Origin of the sequence: Deinococcus sp. LM3 (assembly GCF_002017875.1) — a bacterium.
Classification (GTDB): domain Bacteria; phylum Deinococcota; class Deinococci; order Deinococcales; family Deinococcaceae; genus Deinococcus.
On sequence record NZ_MUFV01000006.1, the window covers coordinates 54,781 to 80,519 of the forward strand.

Sequence of the window (25,739 nt, forward strand, 5' to 3'; positions counted from 1 at the left end):
GTGTCGATACGGTATCAACAGCGTTGGCGCGTCTGCGAACGGCATTTCGAACTGCAATCGAGCTGAAACTACGGTCTGATCAGCCCATGGACACCGTAACGCTTAAACCCGGTCAACTACGACGGTATAGAGAGTTTCAACGTAACAACAGTATTTACACCATTCGTCGGAACCCTCTATACTATTACAAAGTTGAAGCCCGTGGTAATCATATCCCGGTCAATATAATAGATAATCCTGAGTTGCCATCTCATATGAGGCAGGCTATCCGTCAGGCATGCTGGAGCGAACGGGACTGGGCCGTGTTCGAGGTGCTGATCAGCTCTGGCGCGCGTGTCGCTGAGGTCTGCGAGGCCACCTGGGCTGGTGTGAGGGCAGAAGGATTTGAAGCCGGCCTCGCATTACATACCAAAGGTCAGGGGCGGCTGCCATACAAATCGACGTCATTGACACCAGAGGCACTGACGGCACTGACACGTTATTGCGCCACCGAACGAACAGCGTATGACCCACTGCATGTACAGTTCCATGCATGGAACCGTGGCCGATCATGGACATCCTCGCGATACTTGGAGTTTTTAAAAAAACGGAAGATTAATCCCGCGACAGTTCCAATTTTTATTAATGAGCGCAGGAAACCTTATAATCGGAATGCTTTTGATAAAAATCCGATAGCAAAACTCCGGAACCGCGCTAAGGATTCGCGGAATTCTGGTTTGCGACTACTGGTGTCCGCTCACCATTGGCGACATTGGTACATCAATCTACAGTTAGATAAAATTGCCGCCTCTAGCCAGAATGTTGATGAGCATACTGATATGCTTGTAAAATTTGTAGATGATATGGGTTGGAAACATTGGAGTGGGCTCAGTCATTATGATCATCGGGGGCAAGCAACGAAGCTGCTCAGGGCACGGGAGGAGGGTGTAAAAGAAAGTCATAAATCTGATTCGAAAAAACAAAGTTTTCGAGTTATTGCCGAAATGAAGAAGAAAAAAATTATTCCAGAGGAAAACCCATATAGGCAGACCGTTACGTGATAGAAGAAATTGCGATGGGCCTAGATCCTATGCTAGCCGCACGCGTGCGAAAATGGGAAATTTCGGATTGTCCACCATCCAAACTATTAGAGTTGCTGCTTTCTAGTATCCAGGCCAGGGAGCCTTGGTCTCCTATTGCGACTCTGGTTATTCTAGAGGCGGCCCCAGAATCATGGAAATCTCCGGCTTGGTTAACTAAGTTCATTTATTTGACTCGCCAATGGCGCCGATTTTGGCATAAATCGGGTTGTCCATCCTCTTTGTTAGATTGCGATTACACAGAGCTCATGAGCGTGAAACAACGACGCAAGATTTTTTTAAGTGCCGGGTTTGTGTTGAGTAAAGCATTGGCAGAAGGCAGAGCACCTGAATATTTGAGAGAAAACCTGACAATTTTCTCTCAAAGCAGATACTTAGATGCACTTGGCTGGAATAATCTCAATCACCTTCCGCAAGTAGTATTACAGTTACTCATAGAACGCAGTAAATCGCATGAATTATTTATTCCTAGCGAGTACAGGAAGATCGCCGTTGCTCTGTTCGGTTACAGAGAGCAGCCATTTGGGGTAACTGTTGGGTTGGTTGCGGCCGCCATGTTAGGGGAAAAGGTTGACGGCTATAGGGAGCGCAATGCTCCTCTCAGTATCCTGGGGGTCTTGTACAGTGTAGCCGCTGTCATGAAAGCTCTTGAAAAGAAAGATCCCTTTGCTTCCCTCGACACCGTAAATGCCAACGCATTACTAGAGGAATATTTAGACGGTCAATTAGATTCAGGCACCCTTCGAAGCTCTCGTATAGAGAGAGTCAACAACTATCAGCTAGCGGTGGATGCTCAAAAAAGATTACTGGAAAGCAAGCCTCATATAACCGATAGGCTATCTCGGTGGCTGCTGCCTATACCTCAGCAACCCATAGACCATGCTCAGCTTGCGAATGATATGCAATCATTACGCAAGAATCAACGATCCGTGGAAGTCAATGCATTGATGAAAAATTTAACGACGCGGCTGTATGTAATCGCCACACGTGCAGAAGTGTTCCATCATTTTTATGAATTATCAAAGAAGGCTCGACAGCAATACGTTCAGGGAGATGGATCACCAGTAGTTTTTCACCAGCATCTTCATGATGGATCTGCCATTTTAAAATGGCGTGTGGTTTCAGCCGCGGCTGTGGACTGTGATTTACGTGGTGTTACGACGGCCCGTCGTTTCACGGACGGGCATATTCTGACTGAATATCTGGGGGCGACCGACGGTAGCGGCAGACATCTACCAGAAACCTTCTTGACAACTGTCTATCACGGCTGCTACGCCCCTGCGAGATCCTCGCGTACTAATTTACCGCGCGGAGTTCTCAGGCCGGCCGGACAAATCAATAAACTGCTCAGAGAATCCATCGCCGCAGATCTACGTGAGCAGCGTCCCGTCAGGGTATATGTGGACGCGAACGCCTTTTCTCTAGGGATTGCGTACGGTTCGCTGGCCATACTGATCATTATTACTATCGGCATGCGGCAGCATGAGCTTCAGCAAATCAGAATAGACTCAGGATTTTCAGAAGACGTCGATGACATCATAGAATTTCAGATATATCCAAAAGCACGCAAGAGAGATAGAAAGCAGAAGACTTCTTACGCCATTCCTCCTGAAATCCTGACCTATTTTTTCCGTGTATTTGATCTTCATGAAGAAATTTGGCCACGCTGGGCTGTCGGATTCCCGAAAAACGGTTCGGAATTTCAATTGGAATCTGGAGAGTACCTCTTTTATGGCGAAAGGGCACCATTTAGTGGGTCAGATATTATTAACCTAATGCACTGGACGGCCGTAGGCGTTCCGCTAGAGTTTGATAATAAAGCCGTAGAACAGACAGCTCAGCTTATGAGGCATGGAAACGCTCAAATTAAAAAGGAACTTAAATTCACTCTGAATGAAATTCAAAGAGGATTTGGACATAGATCCGGGAAAACCACCCGTACTTATACAGATATTGAAACTCAAGGCAATCATCTTGAGACGCCAGTTTTGGTGCGAACAGCATGGGAAGCAATTTCGGCAGTGCTGCCAAACCCAGAGGAAAAATGAATCAGAAATTGGATGTCTGGGTGTCTCGAGCACTTAAGTTTCTTGAATCTTCTAAATTGCCACTAAGTGAGAGATTATCGACTAAGAATATTATCTCTACTATACAGATTCTCCAGATAGAGGATTTGAGAACTAGTAAACCAGAATTCCCTCTGGATAAATTGCCAGACGTACCATTATTATATCCTTCTACTCTCCTTAGAAATACGGCAGCTCAGAAATTAATTGAGCAGGCACGTGGAGAAAGCGCCAGCCTTCCAGATTTTCAAAATTTTGGTGGATGGCAATCACCTCAAAGCTTTACCAAGAACGCTCAACGCGAACGGCGCAACAAATTGGAATCACTTTCGCTCAAAGAATTGGCATACGAAGTTGTGGGATTGGAAGAAGTAATTAGTCATGCAGAAAATCGACGGAGGCAACTTGAAATATTAGCGGGCGATTCCACTAATCCGTGGCCATCCGATAAAACATACCCATTAATCCCGTTTGAGCCGTCAGCGACGGCACTGGGGAGATATGAAAAGTACTGGAAGCGTTCCACCAAAGCCGATTTGATCCAATTGATCATTTCATTAAACAGAACTGCAGCAGAACACGAGCAACAACTGCTGGCATGGGATGCCAACTACGCACTCACGCAGCTCGTACTCCTGCAGCCCGTGCCCCCGCAATCGCAGAAAAAACCAAAAAAATGAAATTGCAAATTTGCACAGAAAATTTGTCGTCTGGGACGAAGTTTGTCAGAAAATACGCCGATTACAACTAAGGATGTAATAGCGGAAGATGGCATTTTCGTGTTTGAATGCGACTGACACGATGTCTATCGGTGCGCAACGTGCCCATTCGTGTGATCTGGAAGGCGTTTTTATGGGTGCTCAGGCGTGGGCGCTGCTCCCACCAAGCTCACCACTGCTCCCGCCAAGCTCGCCAAGACCGAACTGGTTGACTCACATCTTGCAGTTTGAGAAAAGGACGTCTGGCACGACACTTTGGCGTCAGAATGAGGTGTGAACCCAAAGAATGCACGTGCCAGACGGCTCTATTCTGACATCCTCACCTGCTTCTCGCGCAAACAACATCGCGACTCTTTTCAGGTCTTCCTGGACCTCCTCCTCGACGGTTCCGGTCGTCCCCTGCCCACTCGCGCAACCGTCAAATCGCCCTCCGCGATCAGTCGATTCCTCAACCACACGATCTGGGATCTCCGGACACTCTGCCGCTTCATGCGCCAGGCTGCACTCCAGCTCTTCAATGACACCTGGAAACATGCTCCACACCAGCGTCCCCGGGTCGAATTCCTGGTCGACCTGACCAGCCTCGAAAAGGCAGGAAAGTTCCCCGGACTCTCCGACTGGATGCACGTCCTGAACGCCGTTCACGGCGTTCACCTGATCGTCCTGTACATCTGCTGTGGAGACATGAAGCTCCCCTGGGCCTTTCAGATCTGGCGTGGAAAAGGCACGTCCTCACCCGCCGCGTTAGCCCTCAAACTGCTCCGCAGTGTTCCACCCGTCATGCTTCAGGGGAAGCGCCGCCCCGTCTGCATGCAGATGGGGGCTTCGAAAGTGCGGAGTTCATTGAGGCGGTCCTGGACAGAGGAATAGACATCGTGATCGGTGTCCGGCGCAACAGAACGCTCGCGAATGGGACACCCATCCACGAGCTGATGACCCGCGGGTACAAGGCACAGCTCCAGGGTCTGAAACCCACCATGTACGTCTCGTGGGCATGGCTATACCGGAACAAAGAGCCAGAGCAGCGCTTCGTCATGTCGAACATCAATCTGGGCGGCAAATATCTGGCCAGAGTCGGGAAACGACGCTGGCGGATCGAGGGCTTCTTCAAGACCATCAAGGGGCGGTTCGGCCTGGAGCGGTTCGCGCAGCACAGCAAAACAGGTGTGATGCGGTGGTGGTGCCTTTCAGGGCTGGCGTACCTGCTCTGTCACCTGGCGGATCAGGATGTGCCGCCCAGACCACCGGGAACATGGCCGGATTGGGGGGCGTTAGCGAGAACCGTTCGGTTCTCGTTCACCTCGGAAGTGCGTCTCAGAGCGCTTCAATTGGAAATCGATGAGGTTTTCGCTTTCCAGGACGCACTTTCTGCCCCTGTTACCTAAACTGCAAGATGTAAGTTGACCGGATCGCCACTCAGACTGGGCTGACCAGGAAGCAGGCCGGTGACGCGTTCGACGTCCTGATCGAGAGCGTGGTGATCAGCCTGAAGAATTGTTAGAGCGTTGGCCCGGGCACCCTGCATGTCCGCGCGACGGCCGCCCAGAACGGCGTGAAGCCGAGCAACAGCGAGAAGATCCAAATCCCGGCCGACAAGAAAGTGGCCTTGCTTCCCTCCCGTGCGCGCCGCCTGCGAACCGTCCTGCCGACCAGAACAGTGAGGCTGAGGCTCCTTCACCGTACGCCATCACGGAGACCCGGCATCACCCTGGGACGGGACACGCTGACGGTCACGCAGTTCACCTTCTGGCCCTACTGACCCTTGGGCTCCGCGGCACGCCAGGACACAATTCACGCTATGCTGCATGTACCCCGGAGGTCACCCAAGCATCTGACCAATGGGAACACCCCCCGCGCGGCTTGCCGGCCGTTGTTCGCAGAGGGTGTACGCAGATCACAACTCGAAGTGTTGTGCGGATTGTCGAGATCCGCAGGCATCGGCCTGTGCTCAGGATACGCGTCTGAGCACGCCCGGTCAACGGACCGGGCAGGGAAGTCATACCCCAGGATGCGTTGGAGCCTCTCCATGAGCACCGAAGACGTCATCATCAGTCAGCCCGCCGGAACCCGCACCCTCGCCCTGCGCGAGTCCTACCTCGCCATCTGCGGCGGCGACAAGTGCGAAGCGCACCTCCTGAACAGCCTGGAACGCTGGTACGCCTACAAGCTCAAGAACCGCCGCCAGGCCCGCCACGCCAACCGCACCGCCCAGGCCGGAGGCGAAGCCCCCACCGCCGACGAGGGCCTGTGGGTCTTCATGAGTGCCCAGGAGTGGGTCACGGAGCTACTGAACCAGTACGACGAGAAGACCGTCCGCACCAAACTGACCCGCCTCGTCGAGCGGGGGTTCGTGGACCGCCGCAGCAACCCGACCCGCCCCTGGGACCGCAAACCCCAGTGGCTGTTCCAGCGCTCTGCCGTGCAGGCCGCCGTGGATGCCTGGGACGGCAGCCGCGGCCCGCAGGACCTTGACCCGGAAGGACCGGACGGACCCGAAACCGGGGAAAACTCCCGCCAGGACGAGTCGGGCATCGACACCGGGACCACTCGGGAAAATGCCCGGATGCAGTCGGGCAAAGTTCCGGATGCATCCGGGCAAATGCCCGCGTCCATCCGGGCAAATGCCCGCAGCAATACCACAGGGATCTCTCACAGGGGTCCTTCCCAGGAATCAATCACAGGTGGTGAACACAACATCACTGGTGACGCGCGCGCGCACGCGCCTATCCAACCCACCGCGCCTGTGGCCGAACAGACCCCGCGCCGGTCACCACCACGGTCGCTGCGCGAGAAGACTTCGGGGGCCTGAGCACGCCCATCGCCAGCGTGGCGGTGGTTTCGCCTGACGGCGAGGCCGCTGACGCGGCCATCACGGACACGGAACTGGAGTTCCTGTTCGGGAATCAGGCTCCGGCCACGCAGGAACCGGGAACGGTCACTGAAGTGCAGGAGGTTCCGGGCGGCCCGGCGGCCCCGCGCGGCGCACAGGAAGCCCAGGAAGGGCCCTCCGGCTCCGATCTGGCCCCGCACGACCCGGAGAGCACCCGTCGGGTGCTCATGCCCGCCCTGGGAGGCCCGAAGAAGTTGACGGCCCTGATGACCGAGACCCCCCCCGGCCTGAAGGCCGGTTCCCGGCAGGACTGGGTGACCCGCATCCGCCCGGAGCGCGCCGGGCAGATCATCGCCGCCGCCCGTATCGAAGCCGGCGCGGACAATCCCTGGACGTACATCATCCGGCACCTCGACCAGGAGATCGGCGCGCAGATCCGGCGCGGAAGTGCCGGGCAGGGCCCCGTGGCCGTCGTTCCGAACGGTGCCTCGCTCGATCCGGCCGCGCCGCTGGAAGTCGTGGCGGACGTGGCGCCGACGGACGCCTACGGCGTGGGCGCTCGCTGGCAGTCCCGCAGTGGCGGTGAGGTGGTCACCATCGCCCGGACCAGCCAGACCCCCACCCGCAACGGCAGCGTGACCCTGTACCACCTGAGCAACGGACAGGAGCTCAAGGCCTTCGAGCTCATGAGTCGCTACGACCAGCTGAAAGCCAGCGCGTGAATAGACCTCCTGCGAAAGCGCCGGTGGTACCACAGGACATCGTGGAATTGCCCGTAGTGGCATGTTCGACTGATTCTGGATCTATACCCCGTATCCACCCACTTCGTACTCAGGTCGCACTTGCCATCGAGGATTTTTGGGACGAGATTCAAACGATCAAGCGGCCTTCGATGATGTGGGCGAGGTAGGGGACGATCGGCGCATTTCGGTGACTTCTTGTCTTGCTGCCCTGTCCCCCACTCCACGCTGTCTTGCCGTCCTGCCTGCCCCCTGCTTGCTATGCCTGTGCGGGCGAGGTAGCCCGAGCTAACCTCCGCACCAGGGTGACGAGCCGATCAGCGTCGTCCTCCTGAAAGACGCCATCAATGCCCTGCGGATGGGCATTCGTGAACGGAGGTTCGTAAAGGGCGGAGACCGGAACGCTGCCCTTTCGGGTGAGCATTTCGACGAGGTTCTCGACGAAGCGGATCTGCTTGGCGTTGAACACCTGCGTGTCGAGGTAGTGGGCGAATGCTTGCCGGGCAGCTTGTCTGTCGAGGCCCACGAGGCTGCGGATAAAGGTCGCGAGGTTGTCTTGCTGACCGTACACTTCCTCGAACACCTCACGTGACTCGATTTCGCTGGCTTCGAAGAGCAGCACTTCCAAGGCCTCGAGGTCCGCTGCGGTGAGGGATTCGGCGTGCCGAACCTTGCGGATGACCGGGTGTGCCTGCTGGCCCTGCAGGAACGCCTCCACCTTCTTGCGGTACTGCGCCTCGTTGACCTGACCGGCCAGATCGGGGAACACCGTGAGACCGCTGCCGACAATTTCATCCTGGAAGTCGGTGTAGATCACAGTCCGGTCGTTCCGGTCAAGCAGGGCCACCAGGCCACGCATCCGCTCACGCACGTCTTCCAGGGCGGATGGTGTCAGGCCAGCCCAGGTCGCCTCCTGTTGAAGTTGGTTCAGCAATCCGGCCTGGGCCGCTACGTCGGGGATGCTGGTCTTCGGGGCGAGCCCCTGCGCGATGGTCTGTACTCGGCGCTGGAGCCGGGCCGCGTCGTGACTTCCCGTGAGTCGCGCAAGGTGCAGCTTCGCAACCACCTCGTCGAACCGGCGGGCGCCCTCATCCCCCGTCTGCACGCTGGACGGCAGTCCACTCACGTGGCGGACCAGATCGACGTGATCGACTTCTGTCAGGGCATCCCACCGCGCCCGGTCAAGGTACGGTTCCACCAGATCGCGGACCGGCCGCACCATGAAGCTCTCCAGCGGGATGCCCTTCACTCGCTCGTGGAGGACGTCCGCTGTCTTCGTGTAGAGCTGCCGGGCTTCCTCATCCGTCGCTCGCAGGGGGGCAAGGGCGCGCAGCAACTCAAGGTGCACCTTGAACGTCCGCTGGAGCACGGGCTCGGCCACCTTGCTTTCCACGCCGTCGGGCTTCAGGGAGAAGAACTTGAGGTTGCCACAGTAGTCGAGCACGTTGAAGTGCGTCTTGTGCTGCCCGGCACCGAACAGGTCCGGGCGCAGGCGCGTGCCGCGCCCCACCATCTGCATGAACTTCGTCTTGGAGCGCACCACTTTGAACAGCACGAGGTTCACCACCTCGGGCACATCAATGCCCGTGTCGAGCATGTCCACACTCACGGCAATGGTGGGCTGCCCGGACGGCTTGGAGAAGTCATCGATCAGTGTTCCCGCGTAGCGGTCGTAGTTGTCGATCACGCGCGCGAAGTTATGGAGGTGGGGAAAGTTCGCCTCAAAGCGCTTGACGATGTACAGGGCGTGCAGGTGATTGGCCGCAAAGATGATGGTTTTACCGAGGACATCCCCGCCCTGCACTTTGAGCCCGAGGGTCATCAGATCCTTGAGCACCTCATCCACTGTGCTCTGGTTGAACAACCACTGGTTGATTTCTGTCGCGTCGATCTCCTCGCGCCGGCCACCCACCTCGTCCCATTCCAGGGCGTCGAACTCTTCTTTTTCCTCCTCGCTCAGTTCGGCATAGCGGATGCCGCGTTGCAGGAACCGGGGCGTGCGGTCCTGTCCACGCGGCGGCACGAGGTACTGATCGCGCACCGCCTCCTCCAGGCTGTAGGCGTACAGGGGCACGCCGTCCTCCATGCTGAAGAGACGGTACGTGTTGCGGTCCACTTCGTCCTTGGGCGTAGCGGTCAGGCCCAGCAGGTACGCGTCGAAGTAACTGAAGATCGCGCCGAACTTGCGGTACACGCTCCGGTGAGCCTCGTCCACGATCACCAGGTCAAAGTGCCCCGGCCCGAACACCTTCTCGCCGCCACTGAGCTGCCCGGACTCGATCATGCCCAGCATGGTCTGGTACGTACTGACGACCACCCGCGCGTTCTCGGCGTCCTCCTTGCCCTCCAGCAGGTTGTGAACCCCGCCCGGAATGAACTTCCCGAACACCCCGACCGTTTGCTTCACCAGGGCCTGACGGTCAGCGAGGAACAGCACCCGCTTGACCCACCCGGCCCGCTGCAGCAGCTCAATGATGGCGGCCGCCGTGCGCGTCTTGCCTGTGCCGGTCGCCATCACGATCAGCCCCCGGCGCTGCCGCCCCGTGAGCCGCTCCGTGAACGCCCGCACCGCCAAGTGCTGATAGGGCCGCTCCACGATCTCGTTCTGAATGGCGTGATCCGCCAGCGGCAGGCGCGTCTGCCGACGCTGGATAGCCAGTTCCAACTCGTCCGCCGCGTAGAACCCGGCTACCTCCCGCGGGGGATACCCACCGTTCGGGGCGAACGCGGCGTCGTCCCACAGGAACGTCCGCGTGCCATTGGTGTAGAAGATGACGGGACGACGCCCGAACTGCGCCTCCAGGCGGTCGGCGTACAGCTTGGCCTGCTGACGCCCGTCCTCAGCATTCACGCTGGTCTTCTTGGCCTCCACGACTGCCAGCGGCCGCCCATCCGCGCCCCACAGCACGTAATCCACGTACCCGTTCCCGCTGGTCGTCGGCATTCCCGTGACTGGGTACTCGCGGACGTTGTCGTCATCCGGTTCCCACCCGACCTCCCGCAGGAGCACGTCAATCAGCCGCTCGCGGGTCGCCTTTTCACTGCTGGCCATGGAAACGGCGCGGCCCGAGTTGCGGCTCTTCCGGGCCCGCACCTGCACCCGCAGGGCACTGAGCTCCGCCTCGTACCCTTCCACCCGGCGGCGCAACTCCTCCCTCTCGGACTGTTCGCGAGCAAGGCGGCCCTCCAGCTCTTCTAACTGCTTGCGGGACAGCCGGGCGGCGTCCGCTGCGGGCGCGGGCACGAGCGTCTCACTGAACGCCTCAGGCAACGCGGCGTTCTCATCAGCCCCGTAGTTCCAAGCGAACCAGCGGGCGACATACCACAGGTCACGCACGGTCCCCATGGCCTGCCCGGACGTGACCTCCCGCGCTCCGTGAACCGCCTGATTCCCCTCACGCCGCACCAAATCTGCATGAGGTTGCACCTGCGAAGGCACCAGTCGCGTGAATGCATCCGAACGCAACAGTGCATTCAGGCTGGTGTCATAAGGCTGCGGGCTGAACTCGGGGTCATTGGTGAACAACCACCCGACCAGGCCCTCCAGCGCGCGCCGAGCGTGAAAGCTCGCCGTGCGCGGATCGCTTCGGACGTAGTTCTCGGCCAGCGCCGCCGCCTGAAACAGTTCAGGCCACTCCTGCAAGAAAGCAAAATTCGACAAGGGAGTACCTCGGAGGTGGGAGGAGGAAGATTACAGCAGGGCTTCGAGGTCCCGCAGCGCAAGTTCGCCGGAGAAAGCACGGGTTTGGATGGATGAGAGCAGAGCATCTTCAATTCCCCTTGCATGAAGTGCTTTATTGTTTAGCGAATCAATTTCGGCAAAGACTTGCTGAAGTTTGCGTTGGTTTGATATGTCAGGAAGGTCAAATTCCAAACCCGAGATAATACCCATGTTGAGGCCGTCCATGATCGCTCCCCGTGCAGAAGCCCCCATTTGTTTAAGCACGGAATGATTGTATGTCAATGTTGCATGAAGATACTCAGGCAAGCACCGCTCATTTAAAGTCATTGCACAAAGGTGCTTTGTGTTGATAGCAGTCGGGATGTCACTTGGAACAATGGCAGCCCTGCCGCAGGTTCCCATGATGGTAACCAGAACATCTCCTGGATGAACAGTGTAACGTCTGAGTCCTTCGTACTTCTCAGGTGTGATGAATCGCTCACCGGTATAGCGGAAACGATTCTTTACGGCATTGTCGATTCCCAGCACCATGATTCCGCCGGGGTCGTCAACAAACTCTGAGTGGAGCAATTGGCTGCCGAATGGTCCCGTTCGCATTCCGCCTCTGTGAGGATCTATGAGTTCACTCACTCTTACTCGTGTGCTTGAAGCTTGATTCTCTGACAAGTGAAGTATGTATGCAGACTCTCGAAGGGCTTCCAAAGAATTAATACTCCGATCCCGCTTTTGCCGAAGCGCATCCACTTCATCCAACACCGCCGCGATACGCTGCTGGACCGGGAGGGGTGGGAGGGGAATCTCAAGGTTATTAATGTGCTCATTTCTAATATTGTTGATATTTGCGCCTTGAGCAAGAGAGGATATTGTGCTCCTATACTGTTGACTTTGGAAGTAATGAGCGAAGTAGCCGAGGTCAACTTCTCCGTGATTAGGGCGGATAACCTTACAGAAGGCGCCGAAGGCCACATCCATACCCTTCCGAACTCGCGCCGCCTTGCCAACCGCAGAAAGGCTCCCGCTCGATGCGGCGATCAGCACATCGCCTTCACGCAAGTATTGCTGTGGGGAGAGTTTCTTCGTGCTGACGAAGACAAGATCATCCAGCACAACCTCTCCATCTTGGATGTTGTTTGCCCTTACAACCGCGTGGTGTGTTTCCGATGCGTCAGGGGACAGATCAGCTTTATCGTAGGCGACTCCTCGAACCTGCTTGCTGATACTACCAACCTTCACTCTTTCCCACGTCATACCAGCATCTCCCGTAGACGCTTCAGCCCAGCTTGAATTTCAATTTCCAATTCGTCTAGTGTGTCAAGGATCTTCTCGGGCGCGTCATATTCCACCGCTTCATGCTGCGTTTCCTTGTAGCGGTTGATGCTGAGGTCATACTTGTTGGTCACAATCTCGGACTTGGGCACGAAGAAGCTCTGTTCGGTGCGTTCCCGGCCTTGCTCCTCATCGCGGTGATGCCAGCGGTGAACGATGTCGGGAATGTCGTTCTCGACGGTGGGGTTCCGCCTGTCGTCCAGGCTGAAGCCGTCAGCCTTCATGTCGTAGAACCACACGCTATCCGTGCCGCCACGACCGGTCTTGGTGAAGATCATCAGCGCGGTTGACACGCCCGCGTAGGGTCGGAAGACTCCACTGGGCAGGCTGATGATGCCGTCAAGCTTGTGGTTTTCGACGATCTCTTCCCGAATCTGTTTGTGCGCCTTGCTGCTGCCGAACAGCACGCCGTCGGGGACGATCACAGCAGCCCGCCCACCGGTTTTGAGCAGGCGCAGGAACAGGGCCAGGAAGAGCAGTTCGGTTTTCTTTGTCTTGACGATGCTGGTGAGGTCTTTGGCGACGCTGTTCTCGTCCAGGCTGCCTTTGAAGGGTGGGTTGGCGAGGATCAGCGTGTAAAGCTCGCTGTCCTCACTGTGGTCACTGCTCAGGGAATCCTTGTTGCGGATGTCCGGGTTGGGGATGCCGTGCAGCAGCATGTTCATGGCGGCCACGCGCAGCATGGTGTGGTCGAAGTCGAAACCGTGGAAGGCGGCGTTCTCGAAGTGCTCCTTCAGCGCCGGGTCACTGTAGATCTCGTTCTCGTAGTGCTCGCGCAGGTATTCCTCGCTGCCCACCAGGAAACCGGCGGTGCCGCAGGCGGGGTCGCAGATGGTGTCCTGCGGGGTGGGGCGCATCAGGTCCACCATCATCTTGATGATGTGCCGGGGCGTGCGGAACTGTCCGTTCTGCCCGGCGGTGGCCAGCTTGCTCAGCAGGTACTCGTACAGGTCGCCCTTGGTGTCGCGGTCCTGCATGGGGATCTTGTCGAGGCCGTCCACCACACGGGCCAGCACGCCTGCCTTCTCGGGCGGCAGGGTGAAGCGGGCGTCGCGCATGTGCTTGGCGAAGGCGCTGTGCTCCCCACCGAGTTGCCGCATCCAGGGGAAGATGCGTTCCACGAGGATTTCGTACATCTTGGGTGCCGGGAAATGCTTGAAGTACTTCCAGCGGTATTCCAGCATGTCGTCCGTGAAGACGGGGTTCTGAATTTCCTCGCCGAGGCGCGTGGCGCGGGCCTCGCGGGCGGTGTGCGTTTCGTCCAGGCCTTTGAGGAACAGCAGGTAGGTGAGCTGCTCGACCACTTCCAGCGGGTTGCTGATGCCGCCCGCCCAGAATGCGTTCCAGACGGTATCTACTTTGCTTTTGACTTCACCGGTGATCATATGGTCCTCAGGGTAGTGCGTGTGCGTGGTGATCGGGGCGTAGGGTGCGGAGGGGTGAGTACGCATGACTGTTCTGGAAGACCTGACGCAGTACGACCTTGAGCGGTACCTGTTCGGCACGGTGCACCGGAAGTTCGTTCAGGACGAGCAGGTCACGACCTTCGACTTTTTCTGCATCGTCATCTGGAAATCGAACCGGGCGAAGTCGAGGGTGGCGGCACGCCTCATGAACAGAAACGCTGATCTTGACGCGGCGGTGCAGCAACTGATTGGTGACATTCGGGGCGCGGCGGATAACAGAGCGAAATTGAAGGTGCTTCTCCAGGACTGGCAGTTGCGGCTGCCGATGGCGACGGCCATTCTGACGGTCTTCTACCCGGATGACTTCACCATCTACGATTTCCGCGTCTGCGATCAGGTGGGGGATTTTGCCCGGCTGGGCGAGTACTCGAATGTTGACCGTACATGTGAAGGGTACGAGGCGTTCGTTGCTGCGGTGCACGCTGCTGTGCCCGGCGAATTGAGCCTGCGGGACAAGGATCGCGCGTTGTGGGGTCGCTCCTTCAGCGAGCAGTTGAGACTGGACATACGACGCTGGTCTACCAGTGGAGACGGAAGGGAAAGCTCCCGGGTACTGCATCAGGATGAGGCGGTGTCCCCTGTCAGGCTGCCTTCTTGAAACGCCTGCGGGAAGCGCTTGGCCAACTCCTGGAGAGTGTGGGGGTCAGTGAGTTTGCAGGCGATATAGGGGTTTGAGAAGAGTCCCTGCCCGAACAGGGCCTGCTCTCTGGGCAGGGTTTGTTGCCACTCCACGCCGACCAGCCACTCGGACAGGTCCGGGTCGTCGAAGTCATGTAGGGCGTCCGTCGCTTTGAAGGTCAATGTCTGCGCTTCCTGGTCAGTGCCATCGATCACGAATTTGAAGTCCTTGATGGGAACGGCGGAGGCCGTCACTGTGCCGACCCCGACGTATCCAACCTGCGGGATGTACGCGGCGACCCGGTGCCCCGGCTGAAGCCGCTGCAGCATGCGGCTGTACTTCCGGCCCTTGCCGGCGCTGATAAATCCGTATTTGACCGCGTCGTCCCAGTTGCGCCATTCCTGTTCTTTGAAGGTGACGTAGAAATCCTGCCCATTCCAGGGTTCTTTCTTGGCTTTCGTTGCGGGTGCTTCGGTAGTCACGTCGTCCGGGTCGATCAGCCACGACCGGACCAGGAACTCCTCCCCGGCAACCTGGAAATGCTTGAAGGACACCACGTTGATCGGCACACCGTACTCCACGAGGTACTGCACGATCCGCTCCGTGCCGGGGTCGATATCGGAGGCCACGATGGTGATCTGGTGATTCTCGTTCACGGTGTCCGGCAACGGCGCGTCGAAGGTGGCGGTGAAGTCATCCGTGAACTTTTTTCCTGGCTGGAGGCTGGCGTAAATCCCTTGAATGTCCTCCAGGCCAAGCTTTCTGACCCAGGCGGCGTAATCGAGGGCCTGCGCGACGACGTCCCGGGGAGTGACGCCTTTCTTGAGTTCGATGACGTGCAGGTGACCCTCGTCGTCCACGGCGAGGAGGTCAATGAATTTGTTGTTCTCGGTTCGTACCTGCCGCCCGATGAGCATGAGGCCAGAGTCGAGGATCTCCAGGTTCTGTTCCAACGCAGCTTGAAGTTTGCTTTCCAGGGCCAGGGGGATGAATGGAACCTTCTCGACGGACTGACTGATTTTCCAGATTGAGGTTTCGACAGGCATGGCGTCCTTACTGCGGGAGTGGGGCGAAGATGGCGTACGGCTCGACCAAGGGCGCGGCGTAGTCGAGATTGAAGTCGGGGAGTTGCTTGGTGAGGACTGAGGTTTCGTCCTCGAGCATGTCGGCCAGGGCCTGCATCAGGCCGGGATTGGCCGGCGCGTCTGGGCCTGCCTTGATGTCGTTGAGCAGTTGCAGCAGTTCCCAGTCACGCAGCCAGCGGGGTTCTGCGCTCATCAGCCGGCCGATGAAGGTCCTCCGAGCGCTCGGGCTGGTGGTGACCCGGTCGGCGACGCGGAACACGTAGAGGGGCGCGTTCAGTCCGGTCCAGTGCGTGAGGGCCACATTCGCTTGCAGCCCCCGGCTTTGCTGGAGCGCCGCGTCCACGACCTTGTGACCGACTCCGGCGACGTCCCCCCGGTCGCCGCCCCGGAAGAAGGCGAGGTTCTTGTACTCCCGCAGTACTCCGAGGCCCATCCACTGCTCGGGGGTCTTGAAGTGCATCAGGTCGCCTTCCTCGCGCAGGAGGCGGCTGTTGTGGCGCAGCGCCAGCCGGAAGAACGGCAGCAGGTCGGGCAGATCCACCCGGGGGATCAGGGAGCTCGTCTGCTGGTAGTCGAAGCTGGCGCTGTGTCCGATCAGGTCGCGCACCGTCTTGAGGACGTCCTGACCGCCGAACTGGGCGGTCTGCTGGTCGAACCAGTCGCCCAGGTTTGACCGGCCCACGCGCTGCCCCTCGCTGAACAGCCGGTCGAAGAGCCGCGGAGAGGTCATGCCCAGTACCAGTTGCAGCAGGTCTTCCGGTTCGTCCATGACAGCGTCGAAGGCGCGCATGATGTTCTGGATCTTGCCGTTGAGCTTGTCCCAGATCAGGGCTTCGACCGTGCCGGGATTGCGCAGGGACAACACCTCGACGCGGCGGGTCTGGCCGTAGCGGTTCAGGCGGCCAACCCGCTGGTGCAGCCGCATCGGGTTCCAGGGCAGGTCCACGTGGATCAAGGTGTGGCAGGCTCGCTGGAGATCGATGCCTTCCCCGGCGGCTTCCGTGGATACTAGGAAGCGCACCTTGCCGTCATTGAAGTCCTCTGCGGCCTGCGCGCGGGACACGGTGATGGATTGCCCCAGCACGTCGTCGGCGCGGCCGTCTCCGTTGATGAAACTGACGCAGTCCCGGCCGTACTTACGGATCAGGGCGCTCAGCAGCAGGCTCTGTGTGGCTTTGTACTCCGTGAAGAACAGGACGGAGCGGCCGTTGAAGCGCGTTTCGAGGGTGTCCATCACCGTCTGGATTTTCGTTTCCTGCGTGACGCGGTCGGCGAGGTCCAGCAGTTCCTGAAGGCGCTGGCGTTCGTTCGTCATCAGCGTCAGGCCGCCGCCCCACTCCCCTACCAGCTCTTCGAGGGCACTGACGGCGTCCACATCACCGTTCTGCAGCAGGTCCTCGTAGGCCTTGGTGGCTTCCTCGGCGCTGCGGATCAGTCCGTCGACCTTCGCGGCCCGGCCCCGCAGGGCGCGGCGAACGGCAGCAACAGAGCTCGAGGCCAGTTTTTGCAGGGCAATCAGCACCAGCCAGATCACGCTCTGATCGCGGGCGCTGGTCAGGGTGGCGGCGTAGGCCTGGCCGGTGGTGATGAACTCCGTGAGCTTGTCGTAGAACTGGGCTTCCTCAGGGGAGTAGACGTATTCCTCACTGCTCACCAGAGGCGGCTCGAACAGCCGCCGCCCCTGCAAGTCGGTGACGGTCTGCTTGTTGTTGCGGATCACGGCCTGCGGGAACTTCGTGAGTTGCGCGCTGAGGTCGACCTCGGTACTGAACAGGTCCGGGCGGAGCAGTTCGAGCAGCGCCGCGAACCCATGATCTTTACCGCGGTGTGGTGTGGCCGTGAACAGCAGCAGGCCGCCGATCTTGCCGTGCTCCTGGAGCTTGGCGAGGAGTTGGTACCCCAGGGTCGCACCGGTCGCCTCATCCACGTTGAGGTGGTGGGCCTCGTCGACAATTACGAGGTCCCATGGCTCCGCTTCTAAGAGTCGGGCATGCCGTCCTTTGCGGTCGTCCCGGAGGGTCTGCATGGAGGCGATTACCTGCTGGTGAATGTCCCAGTAGGTCGCGCCGGACTTGGCCGTGGGGGCGTCCTGCTCGGGGCTGTACACCGTGAGTCGGATGTCGAACATTCGTTTCATCCGGTCCTGCCACTGCCCGGTCAGTGAGGCGGGCGCAAGGATCAGCAGGCGGGTCACCTGACGGCGGCTCAGGAGGGGCCAGAGGATCAGCCCCGCTTCGATCGTCTTACCAAGCCCGACGTCATCGGCGATGAGCCAGCGGGGCGGCCAGGTGTTCAGCACGCGGTGGCAGACCCACAGCTGATGCGGCAGCAACGCGATGCGTGAGCGTGAGAAAACGCCCCACGTGTCATTCAGGGCCGTGATGAGCTCCGCTTGAATGCGGAGCTGCGCTTCCACCGGGGAAGAGAGCTGGCCGGTCCGCAGAGCTTGCAGAGCGGTGGTGCGACTCCAGAGGTCCGACAGGAGGACTTCCTGCAGGCCACTGTCGAACCGGACGACGGCCGTCGGGTCGTCGACCATGACCACGGTGCCCACGCCGTAGGCCGCGTGCGAGACCTGATCGCCTTTCCTGAGTGTCATTCAGAACCTCCGAACAGGGGGCGGCCCAGCACCCGATATTGCAATGCCAGCGCGGTCGTGTCGTCCCGTCCGCTGCCCAGCAGGATGTGAAGCGGCAGGTCATAGTGGCCACCGAAAGTCGCCTGGGCCTCTCCGAGAGTCTGCGCCAGATGGGTGTAGATGCCGCGCGAGGCCGCCTCTACGTCGTCCCCGGGCAGGGGTCGATGTGTCAGCTCGGACATCAGCAGGCGCACGCGGCGGGTAGGCACGTAGGCCAGTGGGGCCAGCTTGGGGTTGCTGAGGACGCCTCCCCGCAGCAATTCACGGACGACGAACGGCGCGCCCATGCCCAGCGTACGCGTGAGCGGTGGGGCTTCGATGCCGCTGCCCTGCAGGTCGGGGTTCACGTTGGGCGCCAGCAACAGCCGCAGTGATCGCGACTCCGCGTACTCCATCTGGAGTAGCACCTCCACGTAGGTATCGAGCCAATGACCGAGCTGGTAGAAACCCACGAAGCCGCGCATCCACTGGTAGTACTTGAGCACCTCAGCGTCCCCGGTAAGGTAGGTGCGCAGCGACGCCATCCAGTGGTCATCCGTCGCCACCGGGCCGCTGTAGGCGTCCAGCCACCCTTTCTCGGCGCACAGGGCCAGGAAGTTGCGGTGGGCTTCGGGCATGGTGCGTCCCATGCTCTGCAGGCTGCCCAGCATCAGCAGGGAGAGCCAGGACCGGCGGCGCACCGGGCAGTCACTGTCGTACTCCGGTGCTGTCACGAAGGGGACGCCGCTGGGATACAGGCGTTCGTTGTACCGCTGGATTTCGGCGGCGCTCTCCTGCCGCCACCAGTTCGCCAGGCGGTGAAGGAAGTCAGGCGGGATGCGCAGCGCCTGCTCGTTGTCCTCGTCCTCGTCCGTCGCCTGATCTGGCGGCGTGTGCGTAGGGGCATCGAACACTATTTTGGTCTGGCGTAGCGCATTGAGTACGTCCCGCTGCTGCGACTCCTCGAGTTCGCTCCACTCCGGCAGCCCGAGGAGTTGCGTGGACTCCAGCCAGCTTCCCGTAAGGCGCTGGCGGAGCATCATCAGGATGAGGCCGCTCGGCACCTGGTTGGCGATGTAGTTCAGCGCAGCAAGTCGGGCTCGGCTCTTGGCTGCGAGCAGCCAGTTCACCGTCTGTTCGTGACTGGCGTCTCCGCGCAAGCGGCGGAAGAGGACAACGCCAGCCGCGTCGTAGGCATCGGCGAGTTGTGCACTGGCTGGTGCGAAGGCGAAGCGCGCCGCCTCATCGCCGTCTCTGGCCGCCATCAGCAACTGTCCCGGAGGGGCGTACCCACCCGCCCGCGTCTGGAAGGTCAGGGTGTCCAGCCAGTCGGAGACGGCTTCGTCCTCTCGCAGATCATTGGCTATTTCCTCGCTCAGCACAGGGGCAAGCCACGAGGCCTGCTCAGGCCCCACCCGACGGTCGGGAAGCAGTGTCCTGAGCACTTCCGGCAGAGTCAGTTCGTCTTGTGGAACGGGAAGACCCAGCCGCTGCAAGACCCGCACCGTGTCCGGGCTCAGCAGCCCCTGGGTCGGGTAAGCCTGGCGGAAGGCCGCGTGTCGGCCCAGTTGCGCCAGCAGCGCTGGGGAGAAGCCGAGGGTGCGCGTTCCGGCCTGACCGGCCTGAACGGTCGCCGCGTGCTCATCAGGAAGGCCGTTGGGCACGATGGCCTTCCGGAGGGCAATAGACCCGTAGGCTCCCTCGCGCCCCCAGAACAGGTCCCGCAGGAGTCCGATGGCCGGGTTGCTGTCCTCCCGGCTGAGCGGAACAGCGAGGGCCTGCCAGAGGAGGGACGGCAGGTCAACCTTGGTTTTCGCGGACCAGCCGAGCTGCTCGTTCAACCCGCCTTTGACCTCTAGGTTGAGCAGGGTCTCCAGGGTGCGCTGAAGGTCAGGGCGAAGCTGTCCGACGAGCTCGGAGAGTCCAGTCTCGTTGCGAGCCAGCTGAGCGCGGCCCGTGTCGAGCGGGAAGGCCGCGTGCAGCAGGAAAGGCAGCCCCAACCGCTCGGCAGTCGGTGCGGTCACCCATAAGTTAGGCACGTCACCCTCCACTTTCCCGAACCCCCGCGATCCCAACGGCAGCAGGAGCTTGAAGTCAGGAGAATGCAGCGCCAGTCCCCTCCACGCCTCGGTGCCACCGTGGAGGGTCATCACTGTGACACCGGGTGCGACCGCCTTCTCCTTCCACTGGTAATGCCGGGTCGTGGTTCCTTGGCGGAGTTGGACGTGGCGCAGAGAGCGAGTAAATGCGAGAGCGAACGGGACGAGCTTCGAGAAGTACTCGAAGGTGGCCGCTGCGCCCGCCTGATCAGTCAGAGGAAGTTCGACGAGAGTCGCGTCCTGCAGCTCGGCTGGCACCACCCGCTCCAGGTACCTGCGCATTTTCTGCACGTGCTGTTCATCCGGAGTGACGGGATAGACGCCGCCCTTGACGGTGAACGCCAGTCGGTCACTCTTCACGGTGGGCCGGTCGCTGAGCAGGAACACGCTCTTGAAGCCCAGTCCAAATTTCCCGGTGACGCCCGCCCCTTTATCCGAGGACATCAGGGTGAGCATTTTCTCGAGGTCTCCGTCAAATCCGCGTCCTCGACCGTCAAATTCACCGTAGGAGAAGAAGTTAACCGGGCGGCCGTGATGAATGAACCGCAGGACGTCCGGACCCAGGTCGGCGTGGAAGGTGCGGCGTACATCATCAACGTGCCCAGTCATTTCTTCCCACTCGCTGAGGGCGTCGTCGGCGTTCTGAAGCAGTTCGAACGGCACGCTCTCTGGCGTGTACTGCATATCGGTGATCTTGCCCCGAACCCCCTGCAGCAGAGCCAGCTGCGTCAACCGGTCCTCCTCAACGAGATGCTTGAGGTGGCCCTGAAGTTCACGAATCCGGCTCTCGGCGTTAGCCTGTACCTGCTTGGCCCCCTGGTCGCGGGCCTGTTCGGCATTGCGGTCCGCAGTGTCGATCTCGTGGAGGAGTTCGCGGATGGCGCTGCCCGTGCAACCCCAAGCTGACGCCCCCAGGTCTGCGAAGCCACCTTGATCAAGCGGTTCTGAGTGGCCGCCACCGTGGCCTGGGTACTGTTGACGACCTTGTCGAACTCCTCCCGCAGGTGAGGCGGCGTCACCTTGAGGTAGTGGTTGAGTACCCACTGGAGAGACTGGAAGAGCAAGGCCGGGTAATCGATATCGGCAGCGCGTAGGTTGATGACCTTGAACTCAACCGGGTAGATGAAGTGCGCTCCATGTCGGAAGGGCCGCTGCCCGGCAGTGGGCGTCAAGAGACTGGTGATCTTCTGATCATCCTTGAATGCCACGTCAAGCGGCTCGCCGAGAAGGTTGAGCGCCCGCGTCGTCTGACCCTTATGCAGGGTCACGAGCAGGCGGATCTGGCCATGCATCTCCTGGTAGGACGTGAAGCCGCGGGGAAGGCTTCCCGGAGGAACATCCCGGAACGCGTTTTCCCTGAGGACATTCAGGTCGAACGTCACCAGGTAAGGCTGCGCAGCGCGGTGAAGCGCCGGATTGCCGTCCAGCAGGCCGAGAAAAGCCCCGATCTGTTCCCGTGGCATGGATGTCTGCTCCCACTCGCTGAGGTGCCGCCGCAGTTCCTGCGCCCCATTTTTCAGGCGAAGGTCGATGGACACCGCCCCCTCGGCGTGCCCCTGAACCGGAAGGCCAGCTTCGGCCTTCTGCTCCGCTCCATAGAGGGCTTCTGCCTGCGCGGCCGCCAGAACGGACTTCGGATCGAACTGCGCTCCGAACGCCACGAGATCTTCCGCTTTGCGCCACTGCCCCGTCTCGCTCAGGAAATGCAGGCGGCTGAGGGCACTGGCAGGGACGTGCTGGAGGCGCAGATCCCTGAGCAGTCCAGGGTACACCCGCTCCACGGCGGACCGAACCTCCTCACCTTGCGTAAGAATCTGCTGGTGCAGGCGCTCAAGCAGGCTCAGCAGCTGCTCAGCTGGCACCGGCCGCGCTGCAGCATTCAGCAACGCCGTCTGAAGGTCGCGCGACTTCTCGAACGCACCAAGCAGTCCAGCAAGCGGCAGCGCATCCCGGTCGACACCCTCGAAGGCTTTCAACCAAATCTCAGGCGGCACCACGACACTTCCGACATGGTACGTCCGGGCGCGCTGCACAAGGTCCAGCAGGGCTTCCCGCTGCTTGTCTTCCAAAGGCGACAGACGGAGTAACCCGGGGAAAAATTGCTGATTGAAGTCGGCCGTCAGGTCTTCCTGCACAAAGACCTTAGCAGCGGCCGCGTCGCGCAACCGCCGAATCTCCCCACGACTGTCCTGATGGGCGAAGAGCAGCACGTCCTTGGGCGCCACGCCACCCCCTGCCTGCAAGGGCCACCAGGGGAGTTCGCCGGCACGTGCTGGCTGGATCGTTCCCATCTGCCGCAGGGCCTCAGACAGGATCTCCCAGTGCTGCCAGGGCTCAGGTTCGTTCTGCATGAAATCCCAGACGCTGCGGTGGGACAGGGGTGGTGCCAGTTTCCTGAGGCGGTCCTGGAGAGGCCTCTGCTCAGGCTTCCTCAGGAGGGTCATTCGACAGACGAGGGTATCGACCTGCAGGCCCCCCTCAAGGTAAACCCCGTCGGCGATGGTCGTGAGTTGACCGTCGACCGTGGTGAAGATAGGAAGCCGCTGCAACAGGGCGTCGTCTGCGAGTTGCAGCATCAGGTCGTCACGCTCCTCAGCAGTGAGCTGATGGCCTGGGAACTGACTGCCAGCGGCGTGCAGGAGAGGCACGACACTCTGCACGTTGGCCTCAACGACTCCCAAACGCTTCATCTGACTGGGTGAGAGGAAATCCACCCTGGGCTGCACGACGGTCCAGCCCAGGGTGGAATGTTCTCCTGCAAGCCGGGCAACCTTGCCCCAGAGCCCCTTCGGATCGCTGCTGACGAGCAGGGTCTGCTCCAGATCAATGGCATGTTCCGGATGGCCGTGCAGCAGCAGCCGCAGAACTCCACGGTTCTCCACTGCGTCTGTTACGGACGAGGAGTCCACCAGGATGCGGTTCAGTAGCTTCAGACGGTGTGTTTCCGCACCGAGTTGCGGGGCGTTCCGCAGCGTGTCGAGCACAGCCTTGGTTGAGAGGCGCGGAATGACTGCCTGATCCACATCCAGAGCTGTCAGGACATTACCAGGCACAAAGTGCACGGAGGTTTCGCCCAGCACATCCCGCAGATGGGTGAGCATCACGCTCTGTTCTCGCTGCTGACGGAAGATGCGCGATTCCTCGGCCAGTGCCAGGGCCTCCCGCAGGCTCAGCCAGCGGCCGGCCCCCTGCGAGCCCTGGTTCGTGGGTAGCAGGGGGCGATTGAGGATGAGTTCCTCAAAGTCAACGTCCTGGTGGAGGTGACGTTTCACGAAGCGCAGCACGGGCGCAATGTCATCCACGTCCTGAATGCATTCGAGGATCGTGTTGGCCTGATCGGCCCTGAGTTGACCGATCTTCTGAGGGTCAGCAAATCCATCTGGTACGAGCACGACCTGGATGTCCAGTCCAATCAACCGGTCCAGCAGGGCCTTGCTCATGCCTTCAGCGGGTAGGCTCAAAACATACGAGCCGAGGTAGCTGCTCAGCAGCGATGAAACCTCTTCCTGCAGTTTGGTCAGCGAGGCGAAGCCAACCTCCAGCAGGGCGCTGCGAAAACGCGCCACAACGGCCCGGCGGTGTTCGGCAACGTGCAGGTACGGCCGAAGGGTCATCAGGAGGCGCATCCCCTCCGGATCCTTCAGGACAGAGCGGAGGTCATACGCCGCCAGGAGAGCGTCAAGGTAAGCGGTGGGCCAGTGCTGTTTCTCCTCACGCACGAAGGCCGGCTGACCCGCGTCGCGCAGAATCATCGGCGCAGTCAGTGCCTCGAGGGTCGCCGCGTGGAGGGTCGTTTCCGGCGTCTGGACCAGGGGCAGCACCGCTGCGTCGGCAGGCAGCAGCTTCCACTGGAAGTGACCATCACGAATCACCCGGGCCCACTGGTGATGCGCCGTCAAGCTTGTGCGTTGACTCTGACCCAGACGGACCTCGGCCAGAGCCCGCGTCAAGGCCGCAATCACTGACTCTTCAGCCGCAACAGTGATGTCGGCCAGGCCTTTCAAGACGTTCGGCAGCACCGCGTGTTTCGCGAGACGGCCGTTCCACTGTTCGCGCACCCACTCCTCACTCTCAGTGTTGGTGACGGCCTGACGGTGCAGCCCGTAGATCGATTTTCGGTCGGGCCGCAAGAAGAAATACCCATGCAGTGTCAAGGCGTAACGGTCCGGGCCGGGCAGGGACACCGTGCGGTTCAGGGCGTCCTCGACAGGCAGGAAGACTGACCAAGTGACCTGCAACCCCGGCGACGCGGACGGGGTACGCTCCCACACCACAGCCCCATGAGGAACGGAGGGGTCCTTCCGGAACTCCTCCCCGTACGCCGTGGCGACTTCGGTAGTCGGCCAATATTTACTCTCGCTCAGCTCAAGCAGATCCCGGCCCGCGCTCAGGACTTCCGTTCCGACGTACACCGAAGTTGACGAGCCGGGAAGGTCGCGGATGGCGCCGCTGAACCCCTTCACGAAGGGTGCCGCGTCCCCAAGCTCGGCGGTGCGTCCTATACCGGCACGCTCGAACCACCGAACGGCCGCCGTGGACTCCGGCGTCGCCTTGACGCCAATCGCCTTGACGTGCCCCATCATGGGCAGCATGCCCCTGATCTCGCCTTGAATGCGGTCGGGGATCAGGAACGGCTTGTCGCCGGGATAATGCCGGACCACGATGGCTGGCCGCTCTTCCCCCACCTTAAGGCAGTCGGCCTCGCGGCGCAGCGGAATCCACACGATGAAGCCATCTGGAAGCCCCAATGTGGCCAAATGGTCAATGATCAGGCGCCGATCTTCTGGCGTGAACTGCACCCAGTCCGGGCGGTAGGGCTCGTCTCCTCCAACCCAGGGACTGAGTACATCAAAGTGGGGTTTACGCCAGGAATCCGAAGGATCCAGGCGACTGTCCATGAAAAAGAGCGCCTCTGCCAGATAAAAAGCACTCTTGAGTCCGAGTCCGAATTTCCCGACGGTACTCGCGTCTCCCCCTTTAGTGCTCAGTCCCAGGGTGACGATGGCGCGGGCGTCCTCAGGACGGAACGGTCCGTCGTTGATGGAGAACAGAGCAGGCCCCCGCAGCAGTGGATGTGTGGCGGTGGGAAATCCGTCACTGCAACCGATGACGGCGCGGGTTGCCCTGCTGTCATCGGCGTTTTGAAGCAGTTCCTTGATGATGAGCAGTTCGTCCGTCTGATCATTGAATAAGTTACGTAGAAACTTGAGGACGGTTGCTGGACTCTGCTCGATGCCTGCCAAGTGAACTTCCTCCAGGGCATGGGAGGCCCGCCCTTCCTGGGCAACAGGCGACACCCACAAGGTTGCGGTGACTGAAACTGCTCGGCAGTCTATCTGGCCGCCTGCCTGGACGAGAGCAAATTTGCCGCACTGGGAGAGTTGTCTTCGTGAGTCAGACCCTGCGCTTCA

15 protein-coding genes are annotated in these 25,739 nt (G+C 60.1%); 8 read left to right on the forward strand and 7 right to left on the reverse strand.

Features of this window, described 5'->3' with window-relative positions; all coding sequences use genetic code 11:
* Positions 1-86: 86 nt before the first annotated feature.
* The 7 genes from BXU09_RS20715 to BXU09_RS19260 all read left to right on the forward strand — a co-directional run bounded on the left by BXU09_RS20715 (position 87) and on the right by BXU09_RS19260 (position 7,416).
* Positions 87-1,040 (forward strand): hypothetical protein, encoded by a 954-nt coding sequence (locus BXU09_RS20715; protein ID WP_144012429.1) that lies wholly within the window; start codon positions 87-89, stop codon positions 1,038-1,040.
* 287 nt (positions 1,041-1,327) lie between these two features.
* Positions 1,328-3,127 (forward strand): hypothetical protein, encoded by a 1,800-nt coding sequence (locus BXU09_RS20720; RefSeq protein WP_144012430.1) that lies wholly within the window; start codon positions 1,328-1,330, stop codon positions 3,125-3,127.
* The gene (locus tag BXU09_RS20725) at positions 3,082-3,825 is read left to right on the forward strand and encodes a hypothetical protein (protein WP_144012431.1); all 744 of its coding nucleotides are present in this window, start codon (positions 3,082-3,084) and stop codon (positions 3,823-3,825) included. Before BXU09_RS20720 ends, BXU09_RS20725 begins: the two co-directional genes overlap by 46 nt.
* Before the next feature lie 312 nt (positions 3,826-4,137).
* Positions 4,138-4,734 (forward strand): hypothetical protein, encoded by a 597-nt coding sequence (locus BXU09_RS21785; RefSeq protein ID WP_240501536.1) that lies wholly within the window; start codon positions 4,138-4,140, stop codon positions 4,732-4,734.
* Positions 4,719-5,249 carry a transposase gene (locus BXU09_RS21790; RefSeq protein WP_240501541.1) on the forward strand — a complete coding sequence of 177 codons (531 nt, stop codon included), beginning with the start codon at positions 4,719-4,721 and terminating at the stop codon, positions 5,247-5,249. The genes BXU09_RS21785 and BXU09_RS21790 overlap by 16 nt, the downstream gene beginning before the upstream one ends.
* A gap of 641 nt (positions 5,250-5,890) precedes the next feature.
* Positions 5,891-6,673 carry a hypothetical protein gene (locus tag BXU09_RS19255; RefSeq protein WP_078305924.1) on the forward strand — a complete coding sequence of 261 codons (783 nt, stop codon included), beginning with the start codon at positions 5,891-5,893 and terminating at the stop codon, positions 6,671-6,673.
* Positions 6,674-6,696: 23 nt separating this feature from the next.
* Positions 6,697-7,416: a hypothetical protein gene (locus tag BXU09_RS19260; RefSeq protein WP_078305925.1), complete on the forward strand. Its 720-nt coding sequence runs from the start codon at positions 6,697-6,699 to the stop codon at positions 7,414-7,416.
* A 277-nt stretch (positions 7,417-7,693) separates the two neighbouring features.
* Here BXU09_RS19260 and BXU09_RS19265 read toward each other — a convergent pair whose 3' ends face one another.
* Genes BXU09_RS19265 through BXU09_RS19275 form a run of 3 tightly spaced genes read right to left on the reverse strand, consistent with a single transcriptional unit; the run spans position 7,694 to position 13,827 of the window.
* Positions 7,694-11,095 (reverse strand): DEAD/DEAH box helicase family protein, encoded by a 3,402-nt coding sequence (locus BXU09_RS19265; protein ID WP_078305926.1) that lies wholly within the window; start codon positions 11,093-11,095, stop codon positions 7,694-7,696.
* 30 nt (positions 11,096-11,125) lie between these two features.
* Positions 11,126-12,364 (reverse strand): restriction endonuclease subunit S, encoded by a 1,239-nt coding sequence (locus tag BXU09_RS19270; protein WP_078305927.1) that lies wholly within the window; start codon positions 12,362-12,364, stop codon positions 11,126-11,128.
* On the reverse strand, positions 12,361-13,827 hold the full coding sequence (locus BXU09_RS19275) for a class I SAM-dependent DNA methyltransferase (RefSeq protein WP_078305928.1): 1,467 nt from the start codon (positions 13,825-13,827) through the stop codon (positions 12,361-12,363). The genes BXU09_RS19270 and BXU09_RS19275 overlap by 4 nt, the downstream gene beginning before the upstream one ends.
* A 64-nt stretch (positions 13,828-13,891) precedes the next feature.
* Between BXU09_RS19275 and BXU09_RS19280 the strand changes: the two genes are divergently transcribed.
* Positions 13,892-14,506: a hypothetical protein gene (locus BXU09_RS19280; RefSeq protein ID WP_078305929.1), complete on the forward strand. Its 615-nt coding sequence runs from the start codon at positions 13,892-13,894 to the stop codon at positions 14,504-14,506.
* Here the strand turns inward: BXU09_RS19280 and BXU09_RS19285 are convergent.
* From BXU09_RS19285 to BXU09_RS19300, 4 genes are read right to left on the reverse strand one after another with little or no spacing between them, the layout of a single operon-like run.
* Positions 14,467-15,573, reverse strand: coding sequence for an endonuclease NucS domain-containing protein (locus BXU09_RS19285; protein WP_078305930.1), 1,107 nt, complete (start codon positions 15,571-15,573; stop codon positions 14,467-14,469). The two genes, BXU09_RS19280 and BXU09_RS19285, sit on opposite strands and share 40 nt — an antisense overlap.
* A gap of 7 nt (positions 15,574-15,580) precedes the next feature.
* The gene (locus BXU09_RS19290; RefSeq protein ID WP_078305931.1) at positions 15,581-18,211 is read right to left on the reverse strand and encodes an SNF2-related protein; all 2,631 of its coding nucleotides are present in this window, start codon (positions 18,209-18,211) and stop codon (positions 15,581-15,583) included.
* Positions 18,208-21,060 (reverse strand): hypothetical protein, encoded by a 2,853-nt coding sequence (locus BXU09_RS19295; RefSeq protein ID WP_078305932.1) that lies wholly within the window; start codon positions 21,058-21,060, stop codon positions 18,208-18,210. Before BXU09_RS19295 ends, BXU09_RS19290 begins: the two co-directional genes overlap by 4 nt.
* Positions 21,057-25,571, reverse strand: coding sequence for a hypothetical protein (locus BXU09_RS19300; protein ID WP_144012433.1), 4,515 nt, complete (start codon positions 25,569-25,571; stop codon positions 21,057-21,059). The genes BXU09_RS19295 and BXU09_RS19300 overlap by 4 nt, the downstream gene beginning before the upstream one ends.
* Positions 25,572-25,739 lie beyond the last annotated feature (168 nt).